An 18,252-nucleotide genomic window follows, 5' to 3' on the forward strand; every position below is an offset into this window, starting at 1 on the left:
AAGTTTTTATGCTTTCTTCACTACTAAAATAATCTTACCCAAGGAAAACTATTATTATTAGTAATTGTTCTCCAGTGATTTAAATCTGATACCAAGAAAAGTATAATGGAAAACGTGTTTGATTTCACGCTGCGATTTTCAGAATACTGGCGAACTGAATCACTCATGACTTAGGTCACAAGTGTTCTGGGACTTGTTATAAATAGAAGAAAGGAGCTATTTTATGGCAAAGGGAAGAAAGGGTTTATTTCAACGTTCACTTGACGGAGTGGAGCTAATTGGAAATAAATTGCCTCACCCGGTCACATTATTCGCGATTTTAGCTTTGCTTGTCCTCTTGCTTTCAGCAGCATTGCAGCCACTTGGAATCCGTGTAGAACATCCAGGTGAAGAAGGTACGATGGTGGAGATAGATAATCTGCTCAGTACAGAAGGCATTCAATATATCTTTGAAAGTATGACTGATAATTTCATAGGTTTTGCTCCATTGGGGGTTGTACTTGTAACAATGCTTGGTATTGGAGTCGCAGAGCGCACTGGATTGATTAGTGCATTATTAAGAGGTTTTGTATTATCCGTACCAAATAGGTTTATTACATTAGGGTTGGTTTTTGCGGGGATTATGTCCAGTGTGGCTTCAGATGCAGGTTATGTTGTATTGCCGCCGCTTGGTGCATTAATCTTTGCAGCACTTGGCCGCCATCCGCTCGCAGGTCTGGCGGCGGCGTTTGCCGGTGTTTCTGCAGGATTCAGTGCAAACTTATTCCTGTCCGGAACAGATGCTATGCTAGGAGAACTCACAATTGCAGCAGCTTCCATCATCGATCCTGCATATGCCGAAACGATGAATATTGCAATGAACTGGTACTTTATTGCGGTTTCTGTTTTTGTGCTTACATTTATAGGTGCATGGGTGACAGAACGTGTTGTTGAACCACGCCTCGGTGCATACAAAGGCGAACAGAAAGAAAGTTTGGAAGGTATTGGGCCGATTGAGAAAAAAGGTCTTATTTGGTCTGGAGTGGCTTTGGCTGCAGCTTTGATTTTAACGGCATTGCTGATTGTTCCCGAAGGTGCTCCTCTACGTGGAACTGAAGGAGATACGATGACTCAAATCATTCAGTCTCCGTTTATGAGCTCATTAGTTCCAATCATTGCAATCCTCTTCTTTGTACCAGGACTGGTGTATGGAATCGTTACCAAGACGATACGCAGTGACAAGGATGTCGCCGGCCAAATGTCTGATACAATGGCATCGATGGGGATGTTTATTGTGCTTGCATTTACTGCTGGTCAGTTTGTGGCGTATTTCAATGAGTCAAACATGGGATTGGTTCTTGGGGTATATGGTGCGGAGTTCCTCGATAGTGTAAACCTGACAGGCATTCCACTTATTCTATTGTTTATTTTAATAACAGCATTTATTAACTTGTTTATTGGAAGTGCATCAGCTAAGTGGGCAATGATGGCTCCGATTTTTGTGCCGATTATGATGCAATTGGGCTATTCACCGGAACTAACACAAATGGCTTATCGTATAGCAGATTCAACAACAAATATCATTTCGCCGCTAATGACATACTTTGCAATTATTATTGCGTTTGCTCAGAAGTATGATAAGAAAATGGGAATTGGTACATTGGTTTCAGTCATGGTTCCATATTCGATTTTCTTCCTGATTGGATGGACTATCATGCTTATTATTTGGATGATAGCCGGAATTCCACTAGGACCTGGTGGACCACTATTATATTAATAATCGTAAATAATGAAGGTAGCATCACTCCTCGCACGAGTGGTGCTATTTTTTATTCGATAAAAATCGAGGAGTGACAGGTACCTGTTTCGGGAAAGGAGATATGTAGAGTGATGATGGGAAGGTGGATTATATGACTGCAGAAGTAGCGATTATGAATAAGCTTGGAATGTCATTGGCTTCGGATAGCGCAATTACTAGTGGTCGGGATGGTGTCCAAAAAGTGTATAATTCAGCAAACAAGCTGTTTTCATTGTCCAGTAATCATCCCGTTGGCATTATGGTATATGGTGCTGCTTCCTTTATGGAGGTACCGTGGGATGTCATCATTAAGTCTTACCGGGTATATCTTGGAGAACGGAAATTTGATGATCTCAACTATTATTTGGAGGATTTTCTTCATTTTTTACGACAGGATGAAAGATTTATGAATGCCGAAGTAGAAGAGATTATTGTTTATCGCACTTTTTCCGATATTTTGAAACGTATTGTCAGAGAAGTGGAAGAAGAGATTGAAAATGATAAAAACAACGGTCATGACGTGAACAATGATATCGTAACCAATTGGCTAGACGGCTGTGTTAACAGTAATTTGTCTTTATACAGGAGTAAAAAGGATTTATTTTTAAGCTTGGATTATCAAAAGTTTAAAGATAGATTCTCCACGGTAGTTAAAGAAATCAAAGAGGAATTGATTTCTTTTGAACTTCCTGATGAACTTAACAAGAAACTTTATGAATTGGCATATGAAGCAACAAGAAAGGATTATTTCAGTCAGGGTAGTACAGGAATTGTTCTCGCAGGCTATGGTGAGAAAGAAATATTTCCTCACCTGCTGAACTATCGATTGGAAGGGTTTGTCTTCGGTCAATTGAAATATAAGAAGCTGAAGGAAAAGAAAATCAGCTATACGAGTGATCAAGAGGATGGTACTGCAGCGATTACTGCTTTTGCACAAAGAGAAATGGTAGATTCCTTTATCGGTGGGATAGAACCTAATATGGAAGAAACAGTATTTAATATAATCAAAGAAGTATTGGCCGGTTACCATTTACAGCTTCAAAAATATTTAAATATTAATTTTACGGATGTGCAGGTTAAAGATATTGAAAATATGGGTAATGAAATGTATCAATCGATTGAAGACGCAGTAGAGGAATATCAGGAAAAAAACTATATTGATCCTTTATTGGGCATCGTCCGTTCCTTGCCAAAAGAAGATTTAGCGGAGATGGCTGAGGCACTTGTTAACCTGACGTCCTTTAAGAGAAGGGTTTCAAGGACTACCGAATCAGTAGGACCTCCAATAGATGTGGCTGTAATTACGAAAGGAGATGGGTTTGTTTGGATGAAACGGAAGAATTATATTGACCCCGTGATAAACGACCGACTTTAAATGATCTGAAAGGGATGAAGGAAATGGCTCTTAAAGAAGACAAGCCTAAAAAAGAGTACTTTAACCTGTCAAAGGATGATAAACTAGATTTCGATTTGGAAGAAGAAGAGAAAGCAGAAAAAGACCAGGCAGCAAAGAAAGTATTTGAGAAGTTAAATGAAAAGTATAATAAATAAGAAGCCTGTACCTAACAGGTTCTGATGTTGAGTACAATATAAACGGTATGAATCGCAAGTGAAATCACAACTGATTTCGCTTGCGGTTTTTTCGCAGATAGGTCTCCTATATTATCAAATATATTACAAAATGATTAAAATACCTTTATTATGTTTAGTAAAATGATGAGGTGGAAAACAAAAAACGTAAGCGATGACGCTTAAAAATATTGAAAGGAGCTGTTATTTAGAATGGCTAACAACAATAATCGTAAGATGTCTCGTGAAGAAGCTGGAAAAAAAGGTGGCAACAAAACAGCAAGAAATCATGATCAGGAATTTTTTGAGGAAATCGGCCAAAAAGGCGGAAAAGCCACTTCAAGAAACCATGATCAGGATTTTTATGAAGAAATTGGACGCAAAGGCGGTAAACAAAGCAACGGTGGCCAAGGGAGAAACAATTCCTAATTAAAATGAAAATTCAATAGAGTGTATTTGTGTAAATGGATATGTGTGTAAGATTTCTAAATTGTGAGTGCATGCTAACTAATTCTAAAGGGAGATGTTAAGAATGGCTAGAAATAATAATAACAACAAAATGTCTCGTGAAGAAGCAGGTCAAAAAGGCGGCAATCAAACAGCACGAAACCATGATCAGGAATTCTTTGAGGAAATAGGTCAAAAGGGCGGAGAAACCACTTCAAGAAACCATGACCAGGAATTCTATGAAGAAATCGGCCAAAAAGGTGGAGAAGCCACATCCAAAAATCATGACAAAGATTTCTACAGAGAGATTGGTCAACAAGGCGGAAATCGACGCAACAACAACAATTCATAAATGAACTTTAAAATAGAGCATATCAAAGGAGAGGGATTTCAGGGAATCCCTCTCCTTTTGTCTGTCAGTTAATCTATTGTACTTTTAAAATGCTTCGTATAAGAAAGTTATTATATGTTTATAATAGTTTTAAATATCTTTCAATTATCTTTAACTTCACACTTATTTCTTGTATAGTTAAAGGAGATAGAGAACGTTTAAGCGTTTATGGGAGAGGGGCGACGAAATTGATACATGGTACTAAATTATATAATGAAAAGATTGAAAGAGTATTGAATAATATAAATAAAGTAATGATCGGCAAAGAGGATGTTGCGACACTCAGTCTGGTAGCTTTATTGGCCGAGGGGCATGTACTGCTTGAGGATGTCCCTGGTGTAGGGAAGACCATGCTTGTTCGGACCCTTGCTAAATCACTAGATTGTGACTTTAAACGAATTCAGTTTACTCCCGATCTTTTGCCTTCCGATGTCACGGGTGTTTCCATTTACAACCCTAAGGAAATGCAATTTGAATTCCGTGGTGGACCAATCTTTGGAAATGTTATTCTCGCAGATGAGATAAATCGGACGTCACCGAAGACGCAATCATCACTTCTTGAAGCAATGGAGGAGAAAAACGTAACAGTGGATGGGTCAACCAAACATCTCGGAAAACCTTTTTTTGTTATGGCTACCCAAAATCCAATAGAATATGAAGGAACATATCCACTTCCGGAAGCGCAGCTCGACCGTTTTATTTTGAAATTAAAAATGGGGTATCCTTCATTTTCGGATGAACTTAAAATGCTTGAAAAAACCTCAGGAAATCACCCTATTGAGACGATTGAGGCGGTTATGAGCAAAGATGAATTGGTTGAAATCCAGGAAAGAGTAAAAGAAGTATATATTGATAGGAATGTTCAGCAATACATTGTAAATCTAGTTACAAGAACCAGAGAGCATCGTGAAATCTATCTTGGTGTAAGTCCGAGGGGATCTATTGCTTTAATGAAGGCGGCCAAGGCATATGCATATATATATGGGAGAGATTACGTTCTTCCGGATGATGTGAAATTTCTCGCACCTTTTGTGCTTTCCCATAGAATTATATTAACCTCGGAAGCAAGATACGAGGGTATTACAAATGGAGATATAATTACTTCCATTGTTAAATCAACGCACATTCCAATACGAAAGGAATTCAGTTGATGAAAGGATCGCTCAGAGTGATTGGAAATGTTGTGTTTGTTTTTGCGCTATTTGTAGTATTATTTTCCTATGCGATGTTTCAGGGTGGCTTTGTCAGCTGGTTTCTGTTTTTTAGCTTTTTGCCTATCTTTATCTACCATATCGGATTTCTTATGTATCCATTAAAAAAATGGAAGGTTACAAGGGATATCTCACATCATATTATCGAGGCCGGTGATAGCATCTCCGCAACAATAAAGATAGAAAGATCACTTCCTTTTCCACTTTACTACTGTATTATTGAAGAGGTTTTTCCTCCCACATTGATGACAGTAGACAATCGCAAGGATAAATACCAATATATGAATCAGCCTTATAAATTAAATGTGGACCGTAGAATCAAAAAAGTGATTTTTCCACTTTTTAAACGGACACTGAAAATCCCGTACGCTATTCAGCACGTACCAAGAGGAGAACATCGTCTACAAAGAATCCGGATAAGAACTGGAGATATATTCGGTTTCCTCATCAAGGAGCATTTATTTGAAGTGTCTGATGAAATTATTGCATACCCGAACAGACGCAAATTAAAACTGGTAGATAGTTTCAGTAGCTATGAACAAGGTTCTGTTGCTTCCAACTCCCAGAATTTAAGCAATACGAATATAGCCGTAGGAATTCGTGAATATGCACCTGGGGATCGGTTTTCCTGGATAGACTGGAAACAGACAGCTAGAAAAAATACGATGATGACGAAAGAGTTCGAACAGGAGAAAAGAACGGACATCTTGATTGTGCATGATAGTTGTCATTTTGAAGGGATAAATCCCCTTGCATTTGAGGCTACTATAGAAGTCTGTGTTTCTTTAATGGAAGCATTCCGTAAACAGGATAATCAGGCGGGTCTGCTTTCCATTGGAGAAAAAACAGTATATTTCACGCCCGAGCATCGTACAGAAAAAAGCTCTCCGGTTAACCAGCATTTGACTCGCCTGCAGCCTAGTGGTGATCTCCCCTTTTCCGTAAAAGTGAAACAAGAGATCATGCGAATGGACAAAGGTGATTTTGTCATTTTTATAACCACTCATCTTGATGAATTTTTAAAGCAGACCATCCAACAGTTTAAACAGCGGACGAAATATGTAGCAGTTATTTTCATACAGTCCAGTGAATTGATTTCCGATGAAGAACATCATTTAATCCAACAACTCCGGTATGCTAACGTGGGGATACAGCTGCTGACGGAGAAACAGCTGGGAGAGAATAGGATAGAGGTGGAAATAGGATGACCAAAGAGAGAAATTATACGACAATCTTATTTACCACTATTTTATATCTTTGTGGCTTTTTTCTGTTTCTAGAGTGGCTATATCCACTGGAGAAGATTTCTGACACAACGAATAGTATGATTTTTGTGCTATATACATTCTTTTGTTTCTTCATTTCTCTGTTTCAAATGAAATGGTGGATTGGGTTTATTTTGAAAGGTTTTGCATTGTTGTTTATCTTGAACGGGTTATACTTTGCAGAAGCCATCTTAAGTCCATTGTGGATCGAACAAGTAAGGATGGAGCTAACTTTTAATTTTCAGGCGTTGCTTTACAGAGAATGGTACTATTTGACACCAATGTTTCGCAGCTTTCTATTCCTCGTTTTGATCTGGCTTATGAGTTACTTGTTGCATTACTGGTTTGTGCAAATGAAGCGGGTCTTCCTTTTTGTAATGCTTACGTTCATCTATTTGACAATCCTTGATACGTTCACTGTGTATGATGCATCCGTGTCCATTATCAGGACATTTGTCATTTCATTTATGGCATTGGGAATTGCTAGTTTAATAAAAGAAATGGATAGCGAATTTATTCGATTTGGGTGGTTCAAAAATTCACTTGTTTGGTTAATGCCACTGATTGCGATGGTGTTTTTCTCGGCCATGATTGGTTTCACAGCACCAAAGGCAGAGCCGCAATGGCCTGATCCTGTACCATTTATTCAAAGTGCAGCCGAAAATTCCGGAGGTGGCAGTTCAGCTATTCAAAAGGTTGGCTATGGGGAAGATGATTCCAGGCTTGGAGGCTCTTTTATTCAAGATGATAGCCCCGTTTTTAATGCATACACATCAGAGAGGCATTATTGGCGAATCGAAACGAAAGATGTTTATACAGGTAAAGGCTGGGTTTCTTCTGATGAACCCAATTATATCGAGCAGGAAAACGGTTTGATTGCATTGGAGACGTTTGGAGATAGTGTGGAAACAGAGAGGCTGGACGCGTTTGTTGAGTTTTACGAAAATGAGATGATTAATAAATTAGTTTATCCTTATGGAATTGATGAAGTATACAGTGGCGGTGCAGTGAAAATCTTTCTGGATACCCACTCCGAAGCTTTAGAGGCAAGGGAGAATGGAGAGATTGCTGACTTGGCAGGATATCAATTACGATATGATCATCCATCCTATGAGCTGAATGCATTGCGCACTAGTACGGAGGAATACCCTGCCGATATAATCGATCAGTACACACAGCTCCCTGACACACTTCCCGAACGTGTAGGGAATCTAGCTGAGGAAATTACGAATGGCCATGAATCAAGATATGATAAAACAAAAGCAATCGAACGATATTTTGCCAGCAGTGGATTCGTTTATCAGACAACAGATGTTCCTGTACCTACAGGGAATGTGGATTATGTTGATCAATTTCTGTTTGATTCACAAGTAGGTTATTGTGATAACTTTTCCTCAGCGATGGTCGTTATGCTTCGTAGCATCGATATACCAGCAAGGTGGGCAAAAGGATTTACAAGTGGGGAAGTGATTGGTAATGACGGTGAGAATAATATATATGAAATAACGAATGCCAATGCACACTCTTGGGTTGAAGTATATTTCCCTGAGACAGGTTGGGTGCCATTTGAGCCCACTCAAGGATTTTCCAATTTAACTGACTTCCATGTAGATTTAGATCGTACTACTGAAGACGCTGAAGATGATATTTTGGAAGCGCCGGAAGTAAGAACTCCAGAACAGCCTGAATTGCCAGAAGGAGAAGCAATGGATACCGCAGAACCGGATACCAATCATGCTGGTGGAGTTTCTGTTAAATGGTGGCATATCGTGTCAATAGTTGCAGTCATTATCTTAGTGGGCTTCATTATATATAAAACAAGATATAAATGGCAGACAAGGGCTTTTATGGTGAAACTGAATAGAAATGGAGACGCAGAAACGTTTCAGGATGCGTATCATTATTTAATGAAACTACTCGATCATCATGGCTATACAAAGGACCCGGATCAAACGCTACGTGAATTTGCAAAACGGGTCGATTCAGGATATTCCACAGATGAAATGGGCGAACTGACAAGTTATTATGAACGATTGCTGTATAAAAATGAAGCAAATCATTCCAGATTAAATGAAGTGACTCAATTATGGAAAAATTTAATTTACCGCATAATGGGTTGACCTGCCGCAGCTTGGTTAGTAGAATAAGACATGTAAAAAAAGTAATCGATGAACAAAAGCAAGGACAGGCAGATACATGCTTGATGCATCTCAACATACAACTAGAAGTAAATAATTATGCCATTCGTATATCCTCGACAATAGGGGTCGAAAGTATCTACCGGAGCACCGTAAATGCTCTGACTATGAAGGCAGAATCTGGTTTGAATACCTGGATTTCTGCCTTTTTGCACCTATCTATATGTTATCCTAGATAGAATGCAAGAAGGGAATCCAGGTTTTTTAATAAGGCAATTTCGTAAGTTTTGTTTCAAGCATCGCAGTTGAAATAAAGTGCTACATAAGATAAGCAACTTTGGCGACGCGAACCGTGAGTATGCACGGGCTGCGGTTGCCGAAGTAACTTGTTTTCATTAACAGGGAAGTTAGTAATTTTGTGTCACGAACACGATGAATAACCGCCTTCCAATCTTTTAGAAAACAGCCGTTCATAAAGATATCACGATGTGGGGAATACTGTACGTAAAGCTAACTAGCCGGTACAGCTAAACGAACATCAAAAAGCAGATAGGAGATCAACGATGGAAAATAATGAATTAATACTCGTATTAGATTTTGGCAGTCAATATAATCAGCTGATCACACGCCGTATTAGAGAGTTTGGGGTTTACAGTGAATTACACTCACATAAATTGACAGCTGAGGAAATTAAGGAAATGAATCCTAAAGGAATCATTTTATCTGGCGGTCCTCACAGTGTATATGATGAGAATAGTTTCAGATGTGATCCGGCAATTTTCGATTTGGGAATTCCAATTCTGGGAATATGTTATGGAATGCAACTCATGGCACTGCACTACAATGGCACCGTAGAAAAATCAAAAAATCGCGAATATGGAAAAGCGCTTATTGAACTGAACCAGGAACCAACATTATTTAAGGATACGCCAACGAAGCAATCTGTTTGGATGAGCCATGGAGATAAAGTGACTGCAGCTCCACCTTCATTCAAAGTAGATGCAACAAGCCCTTCAACCCCGATTGCGGCGATGAGTGATACGGAAAGAAATCTATATGGGGTGCAATTTCATCCAGAAGTGCGACATTCAGAATATGGAAATGATGTATTGAATAATTTTGTTTTTGATGTCTGTCATTGCTCAGGAGATTGGAGTATTGAAAACTTTATTGACATGGAAGTGGCAAATATCCAAAATAAAGTCGGTGATCGCAAAGTACTTTGTGCACTAAGTGGTGGCGTGGATTCCTCTGTTGTAGCGGCATTAATTCATAAAGCAATTGGTGATCAGCTTACATGTATTTTCGTTGACCATGGCTTGCTTCGTAAAAATGAAGCGGATGATGTGATGGCGGTGTTTGCTGAAGATTTCAACATGAACATTATTAAAGTCGACGCCAAAGACCGTTTCCTTTCTAAACTGGCTGGAGTGGTTGATCCGGAGAAAAAACGTAAAATCATCGGTAATGAATTCATCTATGTGTTTGATGATGAAGCAGCAAAGTTAAAAGATATTGATTTCCTTGCGCAAGGTACGCTTTATACAGATGTTATCGAAAGTGGTACAGAGACAGCACAAACAATCAAATCACATCATAATGTTGGTGGCTTGCCGGAAGATATGCAATTCGAGCTGATTGAGCCTTTGAATACATTATTCAAAGATGAAGTTCGTGAATTGGGATCTCAGCTAGGAATTCCTGAACATATTGTATGGCGTCAACCATTCCCAGGCCCAGGTCTTGCAATTCGTATTTTAGGGGAAGTCACAGAAGATAGGCTTGAAATTGTTCGTGAATCAGATGCTGTATTGCGTGAAGAAATTGCGAAAGCCGGTCTCGACCGTGACATCTGGCAATATTTCACCGTCCTGCCAAACATCAAAAGTGTTGGTGTCATGGGCGATGCAAGAACCTATGACCATACAATCGGCATTCGCGCGGTTACATCAATTGATGGGATGACATCTGATTGGGCACGTATTCCATGGGATGTTCTTGAAAAAATATCAACAAGATTGGTAAACGATGTCGAGCACATTAACCGTGTCGTTTATGATATTACGAGTAAGCCACCTGCAACGATTGAGTGGGAATAATTCACTAGGTGTTAGACTTATGAATAACAAAGAGGTATCACTGATATAAAAGTGATACCTTTTTTACAATGCCTCGGTAAAGAAATAAAAAAATACGGAATCTCCTTATTTTGTTAAACTTTGTTTAGACCAAAAAAGCTACTGTTATTAAAATAACGGGTTTACTTGTGAGGTAAAAATTATAAATTACACCATAATTGCTTCTATATCCTTGATTAAAGGAATTAAATTCCATTCGTTAGGTTCTCCTCCCTTATCTACCCGCGCGTAATCTACTTTAAATGGTCATTTAAAAATTCTAAGGTGATTTGATTAATCATACGATGTATCTTCCACGGAGGTATTTTCCCTGTCATCCCTAACCAAGAAGTAATTGGTGAGAGTAAGGGGAAATCGCTGAAATCCAGATGGGACGTACCTTTTATAGATATTATATTATCTGCTCCACTTATATCCGTAATTCTTCTATAATATTCAGCTAAATAATCCCCATCTGATTCATCCACAAGTAAATCTGTATCACTTATAATTGTTAAAAATGGTTGTTCAATACCTAATTCCGCTGCTCTTCCATATGGAAAGCCGTCCATATTAATCCCTACTTGAAAACGTTGATCAACCGCTAATGTATGACTCGCAGACGCTCCGCCAAACGAATGACCAATATATGCAACCTTATTTAAATCTATCTGTCCTACAAACTGTTCTAAGCACTCTAAATCTTGAAGACCCCCATTATTTAATCTTTCAACCCAATTCAATACACTTTGAGCATCATTACTCCATTCATAAAGATATTCATCCATCACTTCTGTATTTTCGCTAAACTCTATGTTAATTACTCCCGGATTTGTACTATCTGGAAAAAGCGTACCAGGTGAGTAGTAGGTATGATCAATCCCTATCACTATATAACCATGGCTAGCTAACTCTAATACTTGAAAATGATTTTGGCTTCTATTACTGCCAAATCCATGAGAAAAAAATACAACTGGAAATGGTTGATTACGATTTAATAATGGCGCTTTTGCATAAGCAGGTATCTTTTGTTTAACAAAAGATTGTAACAAAAAACCAGGTATTCCATTTAATTCAGTAAACTCCTTCATAAACAAATCAGGGTGGTCATGATATCGAGCTTTTCTCCGATTCGCGGTTTCATCAGTCGGATACCAAACTTGGACCATTAGCCTTCTATGCTCTTCATCATTTGACCAGCGCTCATCACGACTAGTATCAACCACTTCAAATGATTGTGTCCCTACCTTATAGGCTCCAGTTGGCATACTTAGTGTATTCCAAGGAAATAAAAAACTAGGTAACAAGAAGAAAAGTAATAGAAAAAATAACGAAAGTAATTTATATTTAAAACTGTATGTACCTTTTTTCATCAATAGTTTTATGCTTTGATAAATCGTAAATAAATAAAAGGGTATCATTGGCCATCGCCAATCAAATAAGATCATCTGAAAAAATAATACAATCCATTGGGTAAATAAAAGTAATCGCAAAACATGATATTTATTTGTATGCCAAACCAGAATGGTAATTCCTATCAAAATAACAAGGCCGACCTCTAGAGCATTCATCAACAAACCCCTTTTGTTATAGATTTATAGATGCCATATTTACTTTTATAACGCTGAGAATCAAACTTATAATTCCCCACATTTTAATATCAATTTTAATACGTTATTAAATTCATTTAGTTTCAATTATTTTGAATTATTTATCAAAACACAATCCCTGTATAATCTCTATTATCATTTTAATATAGAAATCCAAATACCTTTGTTTGTCACTGCAATTCACATCATAAATCACAAGAAATTCGCAAGACGAAAATATTTATTTCTATATCTGCGAAAATCGGTGTGTTTTACAATGCGAAAATTAAGCAAAAGAGCGACAAATCCTTATATAGCAATAAAATTATCGCAGTGAATTCCATTGTGAATATCACTGCGATATTGTTTGTAAATGGCTTGTTTGCACCTCTGAAGTAAACCCGTTAATATTAAAGAATGGCTCTATATTACAAGGCTAATTTCCTTATATTTGCTTTCTAGAAAGGATCAATATTTTTATACTGCTCATATTGATAAATATGTCAAAAAGCTTGATGAACTAACGTTTATGAACACATTTATTTATGCACAATTGAAACATTTAGATAATCTTCAACGATATGATTAAACGCAAGAAAACTGTCCAAAGACTGGTAGGCTTAGAAAGCACTAGTCAATCACAGCTTTCTCGAAAAAATGGAGATATATCATCCGAGATTTTCAAGGTTATCCTGCATCATCTATTTCAAAAACTTCACCACCTGCTTGGACCGGAAATGGCAGATAAAGAGCACTTGGAAAGCTTTATCTGATTGATTCATCAACTATTTGAAAAGGTACAATTTTTATCGGTAAGTTAAGCCTGATTGATGGGTTAGCGTAATGATGATAAAATTATACGAAGTTAATGAAGGGGTGCTAATATGCCACATATTAGACCAATTTCAGATTTACGGAATAGTTTTGCAGATATTTCAAGGGTGGTACATGAATCCTCAGAACCCATTTTTTTGACTAAGAATGGTTATGGTGACATGGTGGTAAGGAGCAATTGAGGCGTACGAAGGGAAATTGTTTGAAAGTGAGGTTTATTTCAACCTATAAAGGACATAAAAAATGAATATAGGCTTTTAGCAGTTAAGAATTATGCTGTTTTCTCTGTAGTTAATGGGGTTGAAATTCACAGAGTTGTATATGCTACAATGAAGGACAATTGGCAAATGAAGCATTGAAACTGTATGCCGAGGGTAAGTTTATCATTCAAGAGATATCTTAGGACAATATTCGCATCAACTATTTTCATTTTTTTCTTTCACCGCTTCCGCCCATGCATCACTTTCCAAGTAATGAAGTTCCTTATTCTTATAATTCTCTAACGTTCCTCTAACATTCTTCGCTTTTTTATTTTCATTATCGCTATCGTTATTTTTTTCATGCGGATAGACAAGTATTTCAACTTCTTTATTTTTGAGATCTTCCGGTAAATCCATAACATTAGCCAAAATATCGCTATTTGTTACCTTTCTAAATATGGTCAATGTTTCTTCGCCCCTATCATTAAGATGGTTTTTGCTTACATTTCTTAATTGTTTTACTAATTATATTATACAATATAATTAGTGATAATAAACTAAGGTGATTCGTTTGTTTTAAAAATGAGGATTCATTTGGGTTGGCCAAACCGTAGTTGAATATATTAAAAAGACTGAAGGAGAATTGATGGTAAGTAATCGTTCATTAATTTTTCTTTACTTTGTAGTCATGAAGGTTTTTTTCATTTTTACGCATGAAAATATCTGATAAAGCGAACGATAGAAAGCAAACCCTATAAATTGTTCGTATTTTATTGACATATTTTTCTGGTGCTAGTAGTATAGTATTGTAATTCAATAGAAATGCGTATAATTTCGGGAATATGGCCCAGAGTTTCTACCAGACTGCCTTAAACGGTCTGACTACGCAGAGAAAAGTATATGATGATTTTGATTATAAATAATCTGTCAGCATAGATTACTTTATCTGTTTAAGTAAAGGTAGCGCTCTTGGAAATTATCCAGGGAGCGTTTTTTGTATTTATTTTATTTTTAGGAGGAAATACGAATGAAGAATTATTTTCAGTTTGAAAAACTTGGAACAAGCTATAAAACTGAATTTATGGCCGGGTTAACAACATTCCTGGCAATGGCTTATATTTTATTTGTGAATCCCGCCATTTTAGGTGAAGCGGGTATGGATGAAGGGGCTGTGTTTGCAGCAACAGCTATTGCCGCAGCAGTAGGTTCTATTTTGATGGGGCTTATAGCTAAATATCCTATCGTCCTTGCTCCGGGAATGGGATTGAATGCATTTTTTGCATATACGGTTGTAATTGGGTTCGGAATTCCCTGGGAAACAGCTTTGGCAGGTGTTCTGGCATCGGGACTAATATTTATTGTGTTAACATTAACCGGAATCCGTGAAAAAGTTATTAATGCTATTCCAGCAAGTTTGAAAATGGCTGTTGGTGCGGGTATTGGATTATTTATTGCGTTTATCGGACTTCAGAATGCAGGTATCGTTACCGCTGATCCGGCTACAATGCTTGCTCTCGGTGATATTACTTCTCCAACGGTATTATTGGCTATATTTGGTGTAGTAATTTCTGTTGTATTGCTTACATTCGGTATAAAAGCAGGTATCTTCTATGGAATGATTATAACTGCCATCGCAGGTATGATTTTTGGATTGATTCCCGTTCCATCGGGAATTGGTGGTATTGTAAGTGGTGTTCCAAGTTTGGCTCCGACATTCGGTCAGGCTTTTCTGCATCTTGGTGATATTTTCACAATTGAAATGTTGGTAGTTATTTTAACTTTCTTATTCGTAGACTTTTTTGACACTGCAGGGACACTCGTTGCGGTATCGTCCCAGGCTGGTCTGATGAAGGATAATAAACTGCCGCGTGCAGGCAGAGCTTTATTTGCAGATTCGGCAGCAACCGTAGTAGGTGCAACGGTTGGTACATCAACTACAACTTCTTATGTGGAATCTACAGCAGGTGTTGGTGTTGGGGGACGTACTGGTTTCACTGCAATCGTTGCAGCAGGTTTTTTCCTACTGGCCCTATTCTTCTCACCATTATTGAGTGTTGTTACCGCGGAAGTAACCGCACCAGCATTGATTATCGTAGGTGTCATGATGGCTACATCATTGAAAAAAATTGAATGGGATGAATTTGAAATCGCAGTACCTGCATTCCTGACTGTATTGATGATGCCACTAACGTACAGCATCGCAACAGGAATCGCTATTGGATTTATTTTCTATCCAATTACGATGTTAGTAAAAGGTCGTGCAAAAGAAATACACCCCATTATGTATGGGTTGTTCGTGATCTTCGTTTTATATTTCATTTTCTTAAGCTAGAATGTAAAAAGAGCTGAAACCGTTTGGGTTCAGCTCTTTTTTTATGCAGATTTGAACGCAAAAAACGTTCCCTGTTCGACAAAATTCGGGGAGTGACAGGCACCTATTCACGGAGCTCTTTTCCGTAAGGGAGCAGGTGATAGGCTATTAGTAGAATGGTGCCGGCTGCTGCAATCCATCCCATGGACATGTACATCGCACCTCCACCGAACGTTTCAATAATTGGTCCACCGGTAAGGGACCCAATAATTCCTGATAATCCAAAATATACGGAGAAAAATACAAGATGTCCGGTTGATTGTAATAGACTCGGAATTAATCTTGTCACATAATCAAATGCAGCCGTGTAAAATACACCAAAGGTTAATCCGTGCATAAATTGGAGTGCTACAATATGCATAGGATCAGTCACAGCCGCATAGAGGAACCAGCGCAACGTATATAAAATCGCTGCTCCAATGATGAATATCATCGAATGGTACTTTTTAAACCAAAAGCCTGCCAAAGCGAATACTGCCGCTTCGGCGATTACACCAGCAAACCATGCCTGTCCAACCAAGTCTTCCGATCCACCGAGCTCTGCTATATACAATGCCATATAATAATCATTGGTCCTGTGTGTAACGGTGATGAAAAGGATAACGGATAAAAAGATCAAGAACGGTTTATTTTTAACGATTCTGCTTAAATCTTTTATTTTAATTGGTTGGGATTTAACCTTAACATCCTTTAACGGAAACAGTGTTAGTAACGCCATTGATCCAAATAATAAATAGATCCATACCATATACTCAATACCATACCTGGCAAGAACCACTCCAACGAGCAGGGAAGATAAAGCAAAACCGACCGATCCCCACATACGAATTGAGCCAAAAGAAACATTTAATACAGATGATCGACGTTGTGCGAGACTATCGGTAAGTGCTCCGACAGGGGTGGCGAAAAAGTAGAATATTGCCCCCGTAATAAGAAGGGTAGGTAATGTCTCCATTTGGAAAAAGAGCGTACCTCCTACCAGTAGTCCAATTAAGCAAACAAATATAATCTTTTTAACGGTTTTATATTTATCACTCAAATATCCCCAAAATGGCTGTGCAAGTATAGAGGCCAGTGATTCGACCGCAAGTACCCAGCCTATCTGGGCGCCAGTCAATCCACGAAACTGTAAATATAATGGCAAAAAACTAATGAGAATTGTATTTGAAGCATGATAGCTAAAAATTAGCGTTTTTAAAGGTATTAGTGATTCTTGTTTTGGCAACTTCATTCAGCTCTCCTAAGTAATTAAAACGATGCTTGGACCTAATAGAGCAACCGTAGTAAATTATTTTTATTACTAACTATATCACGACTATTAACAGATAAAAAGAGTGGCTTGGTAGAACAAATAGAGATTAATCAAAGGAACTGGTTTTCTTTTAAATTATAAATTAAACTGATAGTGCGAGTTTAAAAGTTCCAAATCACAAGCGAGATGGTTAAGATTAGCGTAGTATGAGCAGAGGAACGTATGCTATTCGACGTGTGTAACTAAAAAAGCAACAAGCGAAGATATCCGATGCTTATCATTTGATCGCTTTTTGAATATCCTCTCATAAAAGATGATTAGAAAAGAGGGAAGTCTAATGAAACCAATTATTGGTGTTACAGCCTCCATGGAAACAGATAAAGCATATTATTCAGTTGCAAACAGGAATGTAAAAGCTATCCTGGCAGCGGGAGGAATCCCTATAATTCTGCCTTATTATATGGAACAAGCTGAAATAAATCAAATTTCGGACCGAATAGATGGGTTATATGCTACAGGAGGATATGATATCGATCCAATCCTCTTTGGTGAGGAGCCCCATCCTCAACTTGGTACGATTATTCCAGAGCGTGATCAAGCTGAACTGGCATTGATGAAAATAATGCTTGAAAAGAAAAAACCTATTTTAGGAGTATGTAGGGGGAGCCAAATTTTAAATATCGCGGCTGGCGGTGATATGTACCAGGATATCTATTCCCAAATTAATAAAAACCTTTTGCAGCATTCTCAAAAGGCTCCTTTTGATTATTGCTCTCATTTTGTTGAGGTGAAGGAAGGAACATTGCTTCATCATTTAACTGGAAAAAGCAAATTTCGGATAAACAGCTTTCATCATCAAGCCAACAGGGCTGTGCCGGACGGATTTCAGGTCAGTGGAAAAGCGAGTGACGGAATCATTGAGGCGATTGAAAGCAAAATTCATCCATTCGTACTTGGACTGCAATGGCATCCGGAAGCTTTAATAAATGAAAGAGATGATCCATCACTTAAAATCTACCAAGGATTTATCAAAGCTTGCAGGGAGCATTAGAAAACTTGGTTGGCTCCCGCAAAGCTTAGCCATGTTGCTT

The 18,252-nt window shown here is 37.9% G+C and carries 12 protein-coding genes, 2 pseudogenes and 2 riboswitches; of the genes and pseudogenes, 11 read left to right on the plus strand and 3 right to left on the minus strand.

The genetic code is table 11. The annotated features are described in order from the left end of the window. Positions 1-223 precede the first annotated feature (223 nt). The 9 genes and pseudogenes from MN204_RS14055 (at position 224) to guaA (ending at position 10,897) form a co-directional block, all read left to right on the plus strand. On the plus strand, positions 224-1,756 hold the full coding sequence (locus tag MN204_RS14055; RefSeq protein WP_249871715.1) for an AbgT family transporter: 1,533 nt from the start codon (positions 224-226) through the stop codon (positions 1,754-1,756). 133 nt (positions 1,757-1,889) lie between these two features. Continuing rightward, the gene (locus MN204_RS14060; RefSeq protein ID WP_249871716.1) at positions 1,890-3,152 is read left to right on the plus strand and encodes a hypothetical protein; all 1,263 of its coding nucleotides are present in this window, start codon (positions 1,890-1,892) and stop codon (positions 3,150-3,152) included. A 23-nt stretch (positions 3,153-3,175) separates the two neighbouring features. Next, positions 3,176-3,328 (plus strand): hypothetical protein, encoded by a 153-nt coding sequence (locus tag MN204_RS14065; RefSeq protein WP_249871717.1) that lies wholly within the window; start codon positions 3,176-3,178, stop codon positions 3,326-3,328. A gap of 231 nt (positions 3,329-3,559) precedes the next feature. Then, positions 3,560-3,748: pseudogene (locus MN204_RS14070) on the plus strand (KGG domain-containing protein); the annotation flags it as partial. A gap of 130 nt (positions 3,749-3,878) precedes the next feature. Then, positions 3,879-4,139, plus strand: a pseudogene (locus tag MN204_RS14075) (KGG domain-containing protein); the annotation flags it as partial. Between the two features lie 233 nt (positions 4,140-4,372). Next, complete coding sequence (locus MN204_RS14080; protein ID WP_249871719.1) at positions 4,373-5,335, plus strand: AAA family ATPase; 963 nt, start codon at positions 4,373-4,375, stop codon at positions 5,333-5,335. Next, positions 5,335-6,603, plus strand: a complete 1,269-nt coding sequence (locus MN204_RS14085; RefSeq protein WP_249871720.1) for a DUF58 domain-containing protein — start codon at positions 5,335-5,337, stop codon at positions 6,601-6,603. The genes MN204_RS14080 and MN204_RS14085 overlap by 1 nt, the downstream gene beginning before the upstream one ends. Continuing rightward, on the plus strand, positions 6,600-8,780 hold the full coding sequence (locus MN204_RS14090; RefSeq protein WP_249871721.1) for a transglutaminase TgpA family protein: 2,181 nt from the start codon (positions 6,600-6,602) through the stop codon (positions 8,778-8,780). The genes MN204_RS14085 and MN204_RS14090 overlap by 4 nt, the downstream gene beginning before the upstream one ends. Before the next feature lie 104 nt (positions 8,781-8,884). After that, positions 8,885-8,986: riboswitch (purine riboswitch) on the plus strand. Positions 8,987-9,361: 375 nt separating this feature from the next. Then, positions 9,362-10,897, plus strand: a complete 1,536-nt coding sequence (gene guaA, locus MN204_RS14095) for a glutamine-hydrolyzing GMP synthase (RefSeq protein ID WP_249871722.1) — start codon at positions 9,362-9,364, stop codon at positions 10,895-10,897. A 272-nt stretch (positions 10,898-11,169) separates the two neighbouring features. Here the strand turns inward: guaA and MN204_RS14100 are convergent, their stop codons facing one another. Beyond that, the gene (locus MN204_RS14100) at positions 11,170-12,486 is read right to left on the minus strand and encodes an alpha/beta hydrolase (protein WP_249871723.1); all 1,317 of its coding nucleotides are present in this window, start codon (positions 12,484-12,486) and stop codon (positions 11,170-11,172) included. Positions 12,487-13,754: 1,268 nt separating this feature from the next. After that, complete coding sequence (locus MN204_RS14105) at positions 13,755-14,003, minus strand: hypothetical protein (RefSeq protein WP_249871724.1); 249 nt, start codon at positions 14,001-14,003, stop codon at positions 13,755-13,757. 339 nt (positions 14,004-14,342) lie between these two features. Continuing rightward, positions 14,343-14,443, plus strand: a riboswitch (purine riboswitch). Positions 14,444-14,565: 122 nt separating this feature from the next. Between MN204_RS14105 and MN204_RS14110 the strand changes: the two genes are divergently transcribed. Beyond that, positions 14,566-15,870, plus strand: coding sequence for an NCS2 family permease (locus MN204_RS14110; protein ID WP_249871725.1), 1,305 nt, complete (start codon positions 14,566-14,568; stop codon positions 15,868-15,870). A gap of 103 nt (positions 15,871-15,973) precedes the next feature. Here MN204_RS14110 and MN204_RS14115 read toward each other — a convergent pair whose 3' ends face one another. Next, the gene (locus tag MN204_RS14115) at positions 15,974-17,134 is read right to left on the minus strand and encodes an MFS transporter (protein ID WP_249871793.1); all 1,161 of its coding nucleotides are present in this window, start codon (positions 17,132-17,134) and stop codon (positions 15,974-15,976) included. Between the two features lie 364 nt (positions 17,135-17,498). Here MN204_RS14115 and MN204_RS14120 point away from each other — a divergent pair, with 364 nt between their 5' ends. Then, positions 17,499-18,212, plus strand: coding sequence for a gamma-glutamyl-gamma-aminobutyrate hydrolase family protein (locus MN204_RS14120; protein WP_249871726.1), 714 nt, complete (start codon positions 17,499-17,501; stop codon positions 18,210-18,212). The last annotated feature ends 40 nt before the right edge of the window (positions 18,213-18,252 follow it).

This window comes from Oceanobacillus saliphilus, assembly GCF_023522835.1.
GTDB classification, from domain to species: Bacteria; Bacillota; Bacilli; order Bacillales; family Amphibacillaceae; genus Oceanobacillus; species Oceanobacillus saliphilus.

Excerpts from the sequence above, each read along its gene's own strand:
- MN204_RS14055 (WP_249871715.1), top strand. The coding sequence starts at position 224 with ATGGCAAAGGGAAGAAAGGGTTTATTTCAACGTTCACTTGACGGAGTG.
- MN204_RS14060 (WP_249871716.1), top strand. The coding sequence starts at position 1,890 with ATGACTGCAGAAGTAGCGATTATGAATAAGCTTGGAATGTCATTGGCT.
- MN204_RS14065 (WP_249871717.1), top strand. The coding sequence starts at position 3,176 with ATGGCTCTTAAAGAAGACAAGCCTAAAAAAGAGTACTTTAACCTGTCA.
- MN204_RS14085 (WP_249871720.1), top strand. The coding sequence starts at position 5,335 with ATGAAAGGATCGCTCAGAGTGATTGGAAATGTTGTGTTTGTTTTTGCG.
- MN204_RS14090 (WP_249871721.1), top strand. The coding sequence starts at position 6,600 with ATGACCAAAGAGAGAAATTATACGACAATCTTATTTACCACTATTTTA.
- guaA (WP_249871722.1), top strand. The coding sequence starts at position 9,362 with ATGGAAAATAATGAATTAATACTCGTATTAGATTTTGGCAGTCAATAT.
- MN204_RS14100 (WP_249871723.1), bottom strand. The coding sequence starts at position 12,486 with ATGAATGCTCTAGAGGTCGGCCTTGTTATTTTGATAGGAATTACCATT.
- MN204_RS14110 (WP_249871725.1), top strand. The coding sequence starts at position 14,566 with ATGAAGAATTATTTTCAGTTTGAAAAACTTGGAACAAGCTATAAAACT.
- MN204_RS14120 (WP_249871726.1), top strand. The coding sequence starts at position 17,499 with ATGAAACCAATTATTGGTGTTACAGCCTCCATGGAAACAGATAAAGCA.